The sequence below is a fragment of the Hohaiivirga grylli genome, from assembly GCF_039655745.1.
GTDB lineage: Bacteria > Pseudomonadota > Alphaproteobacteria > Rhizobiales > Beijerinckiaceae > Hohaiivirga > Hohaiivirga grylli.
This window is the reverse complement of record NZ_JBBYXI010000001.1, coordinates 873,760-887,973: the sequence shown is the minus strand read 5'-3', so window position 1 is coordinate 887,973 and position 14,214 is coordinate 873,760. Positions and strand designations below refer to the sequence as shown.

The 14,214-nt window shown below is 47.6% G+C and carries 8 protein-coding genes; 7 read left to right on the top strand and 1 reads right to left on the bottom strand.

What is annotated here, in order from left to right; all coding sequences use genetic code 11:
- Positions 1-92: 92 nt before the first annotated feature.
- Entirely contained in the window at positions 93-2,651 is a 2,559-nt protein-coding gene (locus WJT86_RS03850; RefSeq protein WP_346336158.1) for a PAS domain-containing sensor histidine kinase, read from the bottom strand.
- Between the two features lie 376 nt (positions 2,652-3,027).
- On the opposite strand from WJT86_RS03850, the gene wecB reads away from it, so the two are divergent.
- The 7 genes from wecB (at position 3,028) to WJT86_RS03815 (ending at position 14,001) form a co-directional block, all read left to right on the top strand.
- Complete coding sequence (gene wecB, locus WJT86_RS03845; protein ID WP_346336157.1) at positions 3,028-4,161, top strand: non-hydrolyzing UDP-N-acetylglucosamine 2-epimerase; 1,134 nt, start codon at positions 3,028-3,030, stop codon at positions 4,159-4,161.
- A gap of 70 nt (positions 4,162-4,231) precedes the next feature.
- Positions 4,232-6,448, top strand: coding sequence for a hypothetical protein (locus WJT86_RS03840; RefSeq protein ID WP_346336156.1), 2,217 nt, complete (start codon positions 4,232-4,234; stop codon positions 6,446-6,448).
- A gap of 33 nt (positions 6,449-6,481) precedes the next feature.
- On the top strand, positions 6,482-8,611 hold the full coding sequence (locus WJT86_RS03835; RefSeq protein WP_346336155.1) for a glycosyl transferase family protein: 2,130 nt from the start codon (positions 6,482-6,484) through the stop codon (positions 8,609-8,611).
- Between the two features lie 4 nt (positions 8,612-8,615).
- Positions 8,616-10,640: an NfrA family protein gene (locus WJT86_RS03830; RefSeq protein WP_346336154.1), complete on the top strand. Its 2,025-nt coding sequence runs from the start codon at positions 8,616-8,618 to the stop codon at positions 10,638-10,640.
- 46 nt (positions 10,641-10,686) lie between these two features.
- Positions 10,687-11,541 carry a DUF4434 domain-containing protein gene (locus tag WJT86_RS03825; RefSeq protein ID WP_346336153.1) on the top strand — a complete coding sequence of 285 codons (855 nt, stop codon included), beginning with the start codon at positions 10,687-10,689 and terminating at the stop codon, positions 11,539-11,541.
- 258 nt (positions 11,542-11,799) lie between these two features.
- Complete coding sequence (locus tag WJT86_RS03820) at positions 11,800-13,128, top strand: sensor domain-containing diguanylate cyclase (RefSeq protein WP_346336152.1); 1,329 nt, start codon at positions 11,800-11,802, stop codon at positions 13,126-13,128.
- A 102-nt stretch (positions 13,129-13,230) separates the two neighbouring features.
- Positions 13,231-14,001, top strand: a complete 771-nt coding sequence (locus tag WJT86_RS03815; protein WP_346336151.1) for an EAL domain-containing protein — start codon at positions 13,231-13,233, stop codon at positions 13,999-14,001.
- The last annotated feature ends 213 nt before the right edge of the window (positions 14,002-14,214 follow it).

Here is a 14,214-nt window from a genome sequence, read left to right as displayed (position 1 = left end):
TGCAAATATTGATTATTGCATAACCAGCCTTATCCTCTGACAAGTGGTGTAACTGGCCTTTTACCTAGCTGCAACACAACCGATGGTCTAGGTTATTCTGCAAGAACCCGGGTTGGTGGAAAGACAACCTCAACCAGTGTCCCCTCTCTTGGGGCACTGGTAATTTCGAAAGACCCGCGATTGGCTTCAATCAGGGCTTTCGTCAGAGGCAACCCTAATCCGGTTCCACCGCGCTGGCGCGAGGTTGCAAGCTGCCTGAAGGGTTCCATCGCCGCAATGATATCATCACTGCTCATACCGATACCCGTATCCCTGACACGGATCACAACTTCATTGAGATCGGTCATTGCGGTAGACACGATGACCTGACCACCGGCATCGGTAAACTTGATGGCATTTGATACAAGATTGAGAACAATCTGCCGAACAGAGCGTTCATCAGCCACAACAGGCGGCAGCTTATGTGCAAAGCTCGTCCGCATGATGATGCGACCATTGGCTGCCTGCTGCTGCATTAAGCCGACACAGCTGGCCACAAGCTCATTAAGATGAACGCTGCTGAAACTGAGATCCATATGGCCTGCTTCAATCTTTGCCAGATCCAGCAGATCATTAACGAGACTCATGACATGCGTACCCGAGGTATGCATATCTTTCAGATAGGATTTGTAACGCTCATTATGAATAGGGCCAAGACGCTCTTCCATCATCAGCTCAGCAAAACCGATGATCGCATTCAGGGGAGTGCGGATTTCATGACTGATTTTAGCGAGCAGGTCAGACTTCTGTTCGCTGGCTTCCTCAGCGGCCCGCTTCGCCTCAAGCAGCTCACTCTCGGCTTTCTTAAAGGCTGTAATATCGCGCAAGACAACACAGAGCTTACGCGATGTCAGATCATTAATCCGGCCAATCGTCATGAACAGCGGAATTGTTCCGCCTTGCTTGACGCGCCCTGTTACTTCTCTTCCACCTTCAAGCAGGCTTGCGACACCACTCAAACGCAGACCATCAATATAATCAAGAGCTGCAATATGGCTTTCAGCAGCCAACAAAGTGGTTATCGGCTCGCCAACAACCTCACGTGCATCATATCCAAACAATGCTTCGCCAGAACTGTTTAATGACAGAATTGAACCAGTCTCATCGAGCGTAACAATACCATCTGTTGCCGTAGCCAGAATGGCTTCAAGTTCACGAATACGCTCGCCCCGTTCATGACTGTCCCGCTCGCTCTTACGTAATTGGTCCACCATATTCGTTTCGGCAGACTGACGGATGAGCATCAGGCTGGCAGGTATTCCCTTCCACTCAACAGTCGATAGCCGAACTTCAACCGCAACCTTTTCACCATCTGCATTAGTCAGAACAAAAGGAGCATCCGTCCCGCCACCGGAGAGCACAGGGCTATCGCGAAATAGCCCGAGAACACCCAGATTCACCAGCTTGTCAATATTGGGGTAACCAACCATCTGCAAGAGCATCCGGTTGGCAAAAATGACATCTTCCCCTCTGTGGATCAGAACGCCTGTCGGTAACAGATCCATAAGCTCTTCTGCTTTTTGCGGAGGCGTTTCAACGCGTTCTTTCTCCGAATGCAGAATAGCCGGTGAAGAGACTGTTGGTATCTCAACGTCCCTTTTTTCAGGAGAAGAATGTTTGCTCTTATGTTTTTCAGTTACCTTCCCAGACGGGCCAGACATGATCGGCCCACCAAGGGTACGTGCAATCTCACCCAATGTCAGCTTGTCGGCATCTGACAGGCGTTTATCAGGGACAGGAAGGGCGACCTTTGCAGAAACTGGAACCTTCACCTTTGCCGGCTTATCTTTGGCAACTTCTTTAACAGAAACTGAAGCCCCTGTTCTGACCAGTGTATCAGCCCGACACAACCCAAAGCCGCGATAGCCGACAAGCTCACGGCTCGCCCCCAAAACCGGGAAGCCCGCAAGTTCAACCCCTACCTCATGTTGGCTTTGATCAATTGGCCAGAAAACGACTTCGCCACTCCATGTCTCATTCTGCTCAAGGTGACTGAGAATAACACCCGGCTTTTCCTGACGAAGACGGGCCAGTAATTCGGGCCATCTTTGACCAATGATATCAGCTGACTTTTCACCAACAGCCTCAGCCAGTGCATCAGAAACAGATGTAATCCGTAAATTGGCATCAGCTTGCCAGATAAAACGAATTGTCTGCTTTTTCTGTAACAGACCAACACGATCATCAGGCAAAGCTTCTTGCGCCATAACAGACTGACCTTCTCCAGCAAGCGGAACCTGACCCGCAATTGCAGTGACCAGAAGATCTCCGTAGGAATGCACATTAATCAGTCGGCAGGCACATGTGAGCGGCGCAGAGTAACGAAGCGGATTGAGACGAAGACGCTCCAGCTGCATACCTTGCTGCGGAGCAGCCCCAGAGGCAAGCGCCTGTATTCTTGCAGCCTCCAGCTCTGGCAGAGCAACCTCACCATGTTCTCCTTTTGCGAGAGCATTCTTCAAGGGCTGTGCCGCCTGACTGGCCCATAGGATATGCCTGCCATCTTCAGACCAGACCAGAATACCTGCATCATCTCCGGAAAATGCAGAAAAAGCCGGCTCTTCAACCAACTTTTCAATTGCAGTTTCAATATCTTTAACGCGAGATGACATTACGGCTCCAGCAAGTGCTTCCGAGATATCCTAAAAAATCGGCAACACCTTCCATCAATACGCACATGACGGCTTATAACAATCTGTGTCTTTATTTACTTCCTGTAAAGGTTAATGAATTATTAACGTCTGGCCGTTTTCCAACAATCTCTTTAATAATTTTAGAAGACGTATCATCTTCACTTTCATGTAATTGAGCCAAGAGGCCTCATTTTTAATCTGTACACAGCCACTCTTGAAGTAAATTATTCTCTTATAAGACACTGAAAAATATTGCAAAAATAAATATATATATTTATCTGGATTTTGTAGAACAGAATACTATATGCTCCACAATAGCCTTGGTAACCTCAGCGTTTGATTGGCAGGGACGACTATGCGTGTTCTCTCTATTTTTGGTACACGACCAGAAGCTGTGAAGATGGCTCCCGTCGTAAAAGCACTGGCCAAAGAGTCAGGCATTCACTCCCATATCTGTGTCACAGGCCAGCACCGTGAAATGCTCACTCAGGTTCTGGAACTATTTGACATCCATCCTGATTATGACCTTGCCGTCATGAGACCCAATCAAGGACTGAATGGCCTCACAACCCGCGTTATCGATAAACTTGATACAATTCTGGCAGACACCAACCCTGATATGATCCTCGCTCACGGCGATACCACAACAGCAATGGCAGCTGGCCTTGCAGCCTTCCATCGCGGTATCAAGATCGGGCATGTGGAAGCGGGTCTCAGAACCTATGACGTAACACGGCCCTGGCCGGAAGAAATGAACAGGCGGGTTTTGGATGTTGTTTCAACCAAACTCTTTGCTCCGACCGAGCAGTCTGCGCAAAATCTTAAACAGGAAAAACTGAACGGCGAAATTATAATTACTGGTAATACTGTGATTGATGCCCTGTTTCTGACAGTCGACAAGATTGCCAATGACCCAGTGTTAAAGAGCCAGCTTGATGAGCAGTTTTCATTCATCAACCCTAAAAACCGTCTGCTACTCGTCACAGGACACCGCAGGGAAAGTTTCGGGGATGGCTTCAGCAATATATGCAAGGCTCTTGCCGAGCTCTCCAAACGCCCGGATATTGATATTGTATACCCCGTTCACCTTAACCCCAATGTGGACGGCCCTGTCCGAGAATCTCTCGCAGGATGCCATAATGTACATCTGATCAAGCCTCTGGATTACCTGCTGTTTGTTTATCTGATGCAGCGTTCGGATATCATTTTGACGGACTCCGGCGGCGTACAGGAAGAGGCCCCATCTCTTGGTAAGCCTGTGCTCGTTATGCGTGATGTCACTGAACGACCAGAAGCTGTGGCGGCCGGTTGCGTAAAGCTGGTTGGAACCGACAAAAAGCAGATTATCGAGAATGTTAATCAGCTGCTGGATGATAAAAATCACTACGCAAGCTTTGCCAGAAAAATCAATCCTTATGGAGATGGAAAGGCATCACAGCGCATCGTCTCCTCTCTTTTAGGAGAGCCTTTCAAGCAATTTATCCCATAGCCCCCACCGGCAACCAATGAAATTGTATCCTGTTCTTAAAACTGTGTGTATGAGTTGGAGTTTGAGAGATATGCGTTTGAAACCATCCAACGCCGCCATTTCTATAGTCTGGAGCCTGTTCCTGCTGACATCAGTAAACGGGCAAGCCGTTGCAGGAGAAATCGCAGATACTTTTAAGAAACTCCTGTCCAATCCTATTGTCTCACGGCAGATTGATCTCAAGCAGGTTGGTATCAGACAACCAATTGGCCTGAATGTTCAGGATTCAACAAAAGAGTTTTACCTTCCCGTTCCTCCGGATGTTCCACTGATTGATGCATCTTTGGCGCTTGATAGCCATTACATGCGCCCTGAAGGCGGCAGAACCACATTCATTGTCTCTCTTGATGGTTATGCCGTTTCTTCACGTTCACTCTCAGGCGACAATGGTGATGCCAGCCTCAGTATAGGTGTTGACGGCTCACCTCGCCCTAATGGCTTTGTCCGGCTGGGTCTGAAATGGTCCTCAATCATTGATGACAATGTCTGTCATGATGAGCTGGCCATCGGCAACATCGTTCAGGTGATGCCTTCAACGACTCTCAGCTACAGCTTTGACAGTTCAAAAATCAATTCTCTGTACACCGCATGGATGGCATTACCACAGTCAGTTAAAATTCTGATTTCAGGAAAATCCCTCAGCAAGGACAGCTACGATTCAGCCTGGCGCATCGGTGTCGCGTTAGAACGTGCAGGCAAAGATGTCTCCATTATCAGCATTCCCCAACAGGGTGATACAGTTGATCTTTCAGAGCTGAATATTCCTCAAGAGCTGCTTGCCATTCCCGCATTCGCAGCTTTGTCATCTGGTGATACACATACGTTATCCAGCCCGCAGGAAGCTGCGGCATTTTTACTGATGTCACTGGCAGGCGGGCAAGCTGATATTGCCCTTGTCGATGACGCGCTTGTCACAGCGATTGACCAAGCTTTCAGCAACCTTGCAGATCAGGTTCGGACACGTGATCCTGAAGCAGAAAAAGTATTTACGGATTTACGAAAATCCCAATTTTCAGCAATCCCGACTACCAAAGATGCTGCAAATTCCAAGGCCATTCATTTCGGCGCCCTTGCCGGACGTTATGCCATTACGATTGGTTCTCAGGCAGGCGGAGCAGCATCCGGTTTGTTTGACCGTTTCTGGAGGCAGACTGCTGTCACTTCAAACCTGATTGCCAATAAAGTTGTCAGGCCAACAAACGGTGCCGACAATCTGTCACGATCCGTTTTTGGCTCAACATCCAACACGCTTGATATCATTGAGCGCGGAAGCTGGAACGCTGCATTTGATCTAGCCGATGTTGGCGTCCCCGGAAAAGTCCCCGGAAGTGTTGATCTTGATCTGGTTGTCTCACCCGGAGCCTCAGAAGTTTCTCCTGTGGTTGCAGTTTATCTGAATGATTATCTCCTTGGCGCCAAGAAGATGAATGCACAAGGAAACCGGGAAAAGCTTACAGCATGGATTCCGGCCTATGCCTTACTTCCTCGTAATATGCTGCGCGTAGAATTCTTACGTCAGCGATATTATAACGGCTGCAAAGAAAGACCGCAGGCTTACCCCGTTGCCGTTCTTCCCAGTAGCCGGTTCAATATTAAAGCCGGACCAGAGGTCAACGGATTTGCAACCCTCATCGGCCAGCTTGCAGGCAATACGACACTCTTTGTTCCGCAGAAATGGATGAGTGAAGCATCGACATCCCTGCCGGGTCTCATCCGCATAGCATCCGTGAGCGGCATCGCTCCTCAAACCGCTACTCTTTCATCCGATACCGGCGCTAAAAGTGTTAAGCCTGAAGGCCCATTCATTGCCTTCGATACGGCTGTTGAAGGCTTAACCCAGCGCGTTGATGTCCAGAATGACAGACTTGTTCTGACAGAGAAAGATGGATCGGTCCTGTATGATGTGACAGGTCTGAATAATCTGGCTGTTGTTCAGGTTGCATCCGGCACCAAACAACCGGGTTTGATTTATAAAACTGTAGGCAGTGACTTCCTCAAAGTTGATGAACCATTCATGTGGGGTCGGGGAACCATCGCTGTCATTGGGAAAAAAGGACTTCTTGCTCAAGTTGACACAAACAGTGATGACGATCTCTTCACCACGGATGAAGAACATCCGCTGTCACTTGCCGACCCATATTCCTGGTTCAAACATCTGCCATGGATAACAGCTGTTGTTGTTGCCAGTTTCCTCCTGCTTTTATTACGGGCGCGCTCTGTGCGTCGCCGGAAAGAAGCCAAAGAATAACAGGAGTACGGGATCATATAGCTGGAAACAAAGATGTCACTTTACTGGCCATTCTTCATAGCTGATTGCTACCGGGCTCTCGAGTATACGATTGCCGCTATGGCTGTTTTGATCCTTATTTCCAGCCTTGATGATCTGTTTATTGATCTCTGGTACTGGGTAAGACGTATCAGACGCGCTCTGACCGTCGAGCGGATTTACAAGCCCTTGCAGGCAGAGCAGCTGCTTGAACGCCCGGAGCAGTATATCGCTGTCATGCTGCCCGCATGGCTGGAATATGATGTCATCGCACCAATGATTGAGCGGATGGTCAATACGCTTGATTATCGCTCATATATGATTTTTGCCGGAACATACCAAAATGATCAGGCAACAATCGATGAAGTTGAGCGGATGAAATCACGCTACAAGCAGCTCATCCGTGTTGAAGTTCCCCATGACGGGCCAACCTGCAAAGCAGACTGTCTCAACTGGATCGTTCAGTCGATCTTCCATCAGGAAAAGGTCAGGAACATCACATTTGCCGGTGTTATCCTGCATGATAGTGAAGACGTTCTACATCCGCTTGAATTGCGCTTCTTCAATTACCTGCTGCCACGAAAAGATCTCATCCAGATTCCCGTTAATTCACTTGAACGCAATTGGTATGAGCTCGTTGCGGGCGTGTACATGGACGAATTTGCAGAGTGGCATAGCAAGGATATCGTTGTCCGTGAAAGCATGACGGGAATGGTGCCCTCAGCAGGTGTTGGAACCTGCTTCTCACGGCGTGCATTGCTGACCCTTGCCGGCGAGACAGACAACCAGCCCTTTAATACCCAGACACTCACGGAAGATTATGATATTGGCGTACGTCTGGCCAATCATGGCATGAAATCCATCATTGCCCGCTTCATGGTTACATACATTGTCAAACGCCAGACATGGTTTGGCTATGGCTCAGAACGCGAATACACCGTGAAGATGCCTTTGTGCGTTCGTGAGTTTTTCCCGAATACTTTTAAAACATCTTATCGACAGAAAGCCCGCTGGTCTTTGGGTATCTGTTTTCAGGGATGGGAGCACTTTGGGTGGCATGGAACATTGGCAGACCGCTACCTGCTTCTGCGGGACAGGAAAGGCGTTGTAACCTGCTTTATTGCCATTATTTCATATATTCTGGCTATTCAGTTCATGCTGTTTCAGCTGGCCTATAACAGCGGCTGGATCACGGCACGCTACCCACCACTGATCGCCTTTGATGGCTGGATACAGTGGGTTTTCTGGATATGTCTTGCTGCCCTTATTTTACGCACAGGGCAACGTGTCTACTTCACGGCGAACTACTTTGGATGGGAACACGGCTTGCTGGCGATCCCACGGATGATTGTCGGTAACTTTGTAAACTTCATGGCCATGTGCCGGGCCTGGAAACAGTTTCTATCCTATCTCATTCTTGGGAAAAAACTTGTCTGGGACAAGACGATGCATGATTTCCCAACAGAAGAAGGGTTAGAAAAGGAACATCGCCGTCTGGGTGATCTTCTGGTGGAATGGCATGCCATTGATCCAACCAAGCTATCACAGGCTCTGGAAGACCAGAATCGTCATTACGCCCCACTTGGACGTATCCTGCTCAGTAAAGGCTGGCTTGATGAAACGACTCTGGCAGAAGCGATCGCTTTTCAGTCTTCACTGGAACGGGCTGTTGTTGACGAGAAACAGCTTATATCAGGACGCAACATTCTGCCTGCAGAAATTCTCATTCGGGGACGTATTGTCGTTCTGGGACAGGGAAAAGGAAAGCATGTCATTTTAGGGGTTATTGCGCCCTTAAATCCAAAAATCTTGGAACATATTACAGCCGAGCTTGGTTATACCCCTGAACAGCGGATCATCTCCGAGAGTGAGCTCGTTGCAGGTCTGAGATATTTAACGGCAGGAAACGAGAATGCAGCGTCTGATCTGAAGCTGGGAAATCAGCAGGTTCCATTACTTGGCGATATCATGGTCGAAATGGCTCTTGCCAACCGTGAAGATATCGATAAACAGATGGAAATTTATTCTCCCGACAAAGATGGGAGAATCGGTGAGTTTCTTGTTTCAAAGGGCGTCATCACTGCGGATGCTTTGCAAAAAGCCATTCAGGAGCAGCAGCGCCGCAGAGAACATTTGGTGAGCTAGAGACATGCGGACAGGCGAACCCCAACAGAAGAACCTGAAGCGGACAAGCTGGGCAAACAGCAGTGCCGTTGCAGCTGTTCTCCTGTGTCTGTCATTGCCATCCTATGCTCAACAAACCGAAGAGCTTCCCTTAAGTGGTCCGGCTTATACTCTTGCCAATGAAGCTTATAGCGCTTTCCAGCGTAAAGATTATGCAACGACTATTACGAAAGTACGCGAAGCTATAAGGCAGCGTCCGGATGTGACGCGCCTGAAAGTACTTCTCATTCAGGCACTGGAGGCGTCTGGACAAAAAAAGGCTGCGGCAGATCAGGTGCAGACCTTTCTGGCAGAAACCAATGATCCATCACTGCGCAAAGAACTTGAACGCCTTAATAGGCCGGCTGGTTCTAGCGGCGCCCTAACCTATGCCGATCCTGCTGCACAGGCAGCAGATCAGGCATACCGCGCCTATAATAGCAAAAACTGGAAACTTGCCATCGCATCAGCAGAAAAAGCTGCCAGCCTTGCCCCAGGCAACCGAAACTATCAATTACTTCTGATCAACTCACTCTCGGCTGCCAAAAACTATTCACGAGCAGAACAGCAGGTCAACAAAGCTATTTCCCGTTTTGGCAAAGACTGGGAATTGTTGCGGACAAGAGGGTATATCAGACAGGCATCCGGCAACTCGGAAGCTGCCATACAAGACTTTTCAGAAGCTCTGCGTTTTGCCCCGACAAACAAAGACCGACGTCTGGCCCTGCTGGCCCTTGCAGATTCTACAAATAACGCCAAGGACTATCAAAAGACCCTTGATGTACTCGAACCCCTCGCACACGAAAACAGCTATGATGTTTTAACAAGACGTGCCCTTGCCCTGGCTGGTCTGAACAGAAAACAGGAAGCTTTAGAGGCTTTAGCCCAAGCCGATCGTATCGCAACACCAGCCCAGCGCAATACGCTACTCAGCACCCGGATTGGTCTTCTAGCTGATATCGGAAAAAAGAAAGAAGCACAGACATTATTTGCACAGGCGCGCGATAATGAATTCCGAAACATGTCTGATACAGACCTTGCCTATCTGGCAGCTCATGTTGATGATAATGAAACGGCAAGCAGACTTTTCCAGAAACTGGACCAGCAGGGACAGCTGAAAGGAAAAATGCTGATAGATGCGGCCTACGCCAATAAGAAGCAGTTCAACAATCAAGAGGCCATCGAATATCTCAAGCGTGCAACAGATGCCCATGAAGCCGGTGAGATTACGCTAGACCCGCAATACGCTTTCGGCCTGCGTCGTGAAACAGCAGATATGGTTCGCACATGGGGCGCTTACAGCAGTATCATTTATGGCAGTGTTGGCAGCGCACCCGGCTCTTCATTCGTTCCGCTTTCAACCGGAAACACAACTCAGTCTATTCAGGAAATTTACTGGCGACCGCCTGTGATTGGCTACAGAAACGGTTCAATCTTTGAAATCTTTGCACGTACATTTACAACCTTGCAGAGTGACAACAAGGGCCCCAAAGGTCTCTCAACAATGCAGGGAGCCATCGGTGCGCGGTGGAAGCCATTCCCCACTTATAATCTGATCTTCGAAGCAAGCAGGATGTTCCCCATCGGCAAACATAGCCGTCAGGATGTTCTGCTGCGTATCGCCTTTTCTGAAGGCCGTGGAACTGATTTGCGGGTTGATGTCCCCAGCTGGTGGATGTGGCAGCTCTACGCGGAAATAGGACGTTACGTACAAACCAACATCAATATCGCCACGCTTGAGGCACGGGCCGGTCACAGTTTTCGGATAGACAGCATCAGCAGAAATCTTGTTGTCACGCCTTTTGTTGCAATGGGAGCAAGCTATGACAGTTCCCTTGCAACCCAGGGAGCTTTAGGTGCCGGCCCCGGCCTGAACATCCGTTACTGGTTTAGAGAAGACAAATATGTTGCGCCAATGTCGTATGTGGATGTCAACGTACAGTACCGTTTCAAAATTGCCGGAGATGACCGTGCCAAAGGTGTTTTTGCAGGCATAACTTTAGCCTACTGACCCTCATAAGGCACATCACGAAAGTAAAGAGAAAGGAGCATAAGGAGTGAACAGACGTCAGATGCTTGCCTCTTCTCTTGCTGGCCTTTCAGGTGCGGCAGCCCTTTTCTGGTTTCTCAAGCATAACCCGAGCACCTTTAAAATCAGAGGCATCGCATGGCAACCTGACAATGCAACAATAGATATTGATGGCAACTGGGATAAGCTTGGCATCACAGAGCTTCTGGTTCAGTGGAGCGTCGTCGATGACATTGCCTTTATTCCAAACACAGGTTTAAGCCTCGCCCCTCACCTGCCTGACTGGCAGCGTATTGCAAGACAACCCTGGGCACAAAGCGTGATCATGGGCCTTGCCGGGCGTTTTCAAGAGCCCGAAGCACGTCAGCAACTTGAAGAGCTAACCGAGCTTTCGCTAAAAATTCAGGCAACTCCATTACCGCTTAACATTCGTGGCTGGTATTTCCCTGTAGAGGCTGATCCCACATGGAATGATGCCCCCAAAATGGCAACCGCACTCTCTCGGTTAAAACAACCGGTATGGATTAGCGCCTATGACAACACAAATATCGGGGCGAAGGATTTCACAAACTGGCTCACCAGCTGGCTGCCTAGCAATGTAGGAGTTCTGTTTCAGGATGGGGTTGGCGTCCATGCACGCGAAGCCTCTGTCGCTCGACAGTATGCTGATGCTTTATATAAAAAACTGGGAGCAAACAGGCTACGCATAATCATTGAGGCTTTTCGACCAATGGGCCCAGCCGGTTTTCGTCCTGCAAGCGTCGCGGAACTTTTACCCCAGATAGAGGCTTTACAAGGATATGAACTCTATTTGTACGACGGGCCTCATTACCTCAACCGTAACATTGTGAATGAAATATCAAGCAGACTGCTAAACCAATAGGATCCGAGACTGATGAAATTAACGAATTCGCAAATGAATATTTTTATATCGGATTGAACAATGGCAAGATTTGTTTATGAAAAATTCAGTCATTTTCTTTCGAAATATGTTATATTTATTGCTCTTTTATTTATATTTTTCATCTCAAGCATGATCTTTTATGTTGCATGGCAGGGCTATAACGACAAATGGACGTCTAATAAGCTATTTGCCGAGAATGTTTTGCAATCAAAGCTTAGAGAACTTGAGCAAAATTTTATGCTGTATAATCGTTCCTTACAGAGAACGGTTGATTTCCTGCAGTCATTCAACACAATTGAAACTTCAGGAAAAGAAAAGAAAGCCATATTATTAAATATGGCCCCAACGACACATGGTCTTGAGGAAATACTTATTTTTGACAAGGATGGAAATCTCACAAGCCGTTCAAGCGGCTTTCCATCCCGGAACTTAAGCAGTGCCAACTGCCCTTATTTTCAATATCTCAGGGTGGAAGCAACGGATAAGCCTCAGATAGCAACTTTCTGCCCGACCATGGCAGCGGAAGAAGACCCTTCTATTTCAATAGCGAGACGTGTTTCCGCTCCAGATGGAAGCTTTGCAGGCGTTGCAGTCGCAAAGATTAGCCTTTCATATATTTACGACAGCTTTAAGGACCTGACACTTGGCGATAAAAGCCATATATTTCTTGTCAAAGATAACGGTATTCTTCTGATCAGATTCCCCGATAACAATTTTTTTGGCTACGATTTCTCCAGAACCGCTATTTACCATAAAATAGCGAGCTCAGATCAAGGTTCATTTGTTGAAAGAACTAGCCTTGATAGAGTTGAAAACCTTTATACCTATAGGCATCTGAAGAATGTGCCGCTCATTCTTGGCGTCTCAATTGCCAAGAAAGAAATACTATATGCCTGGTATCGACGCATATTCATTACAGCAGCGGTCAACACACTTGTATGTCTCGCCTTACTGGCAACTGCCATCATCATCAGACGCGAAATTATTCGCAGAGAAACGGTTGAGACAAAGCTTGAGAAGCTATCTGTCACAGACGGCCTGACAGGTCTCTACAACCGCCGCTATTTCAATAAAGAAATAGAGAATGAGTGGAGACGTGCTTTACGCTCCAAAGCACCATTATCAATGCTCATGATTGATGCTGATAATTTCAAAGACCTGAATGATAAATTTGGTCACTTAATGGGCGATGATGTCCTTACCAAAATTGGTGAAGCCATCTCATATTGCGCACGACGGGCCGGTGATCTTGCCATCAGATACGGTGGCGATGAGTTTGCCGTCTTGCTACCAAATTCAGATTCAGAGAAGGCACGGATTGTTGCGGATAAAATTGAAAAGCGGCTGGCAACTCTTTGTCATGACTTAAACAAACGATTGCAGCAGGATAACAATTCTGTTTCAATCAGTATTGGTATTGGAAGCCTTATTCCTTCAGATCAGGAAACAACACATGATCTGATAGCTATGGCAGATGAAGATTTGTACCGGGTTAAAAGAAACCGGAAATCACGATCTCTAGAATCTATTGATGCTGAACAGAATCTTCCTTTTCAAGGAGCATGATCTTGTTTTTGAGAGTTTAATAATCATTTTATTTTATCCCCCTGCAAAGGGAAAGTCATTTAACCGAGCGAAGCGAAAACCAATACTTGGTGGAGAACAGGGATGAAATCAGCGGTAGCACATAGAGCTTTCGCTTCGCTAAAAGAAGCAATAGCGGACAATGAAATACGTCCAGTATTTCAGCCCGTCATCCGCCTTGCAGATGAGCAGGTGGTGGGTTTTGAAGTTCTGGCGCGCTGGTCAAGCTCCAAGTTTGGAGACATTAGCCCTGCAGAGTTCATCCCCTATGCTGAACAGAATAATATGCTTGATGATCTGACAAGCAATCTCATCCGCAGAGCCAGCAAGATTGCCGTAACCTGGCCCGGAGAGTTTTTTCTCGCTTTTAATATCGCCCCAACACAGTTCAGAGACCATAACTTACGTAAACTGGTACTCAACGCTCTGGAAACAGCACAGTTTCCGCAAGATCGTGTTGTTATTGAGATGACGGAGGAAAGTCAGGTCTACAATAAAGTCAAAGCGCTAGAAGTTATGAAAAACCTTGTCGATGATGGTTTAAGTTTTTCTCTTGATGATTTTGGCTCCGGGTATGGAAATATTATGCGCTTGCGCTCATACCCATTCAAATACGTAAAAATAGATATTAGTCTGGTTGAAAAAATCACGACCAACAAAGATGACGAAGCTGTCGTTGCGTCGATTATCGAACTCGCCCACTACTGGGGATACGAAGTCATTGCAGAAGGTATAGAGAGGAAGGAGCAGGCTGCCCTTCTCAAGAAGCTGAATTGCCCTATGGGCCAAGGCTGGCTGTTCTCCCGACCTCTGGAAGAAAAAGATGTCATTACGTACATCAAGAACAATACCTGATCGGATTACCTGCTCGTTTTCCGCTACTTACATGCAATGGCAAGATGCCTGACCAAGCAGAGCAACAGACACATAATCCACTGGCATGCGCGCTATTTTTTCAGCCTTAAATCAGCGTTTTTAGGAAAAAAGACGAAACTGACAAGAAAAATGTACAGATATGCAACAAGACATCTTGCAAAGTTCGCACTTTGCTTCTAGGTTCCAGCCGTC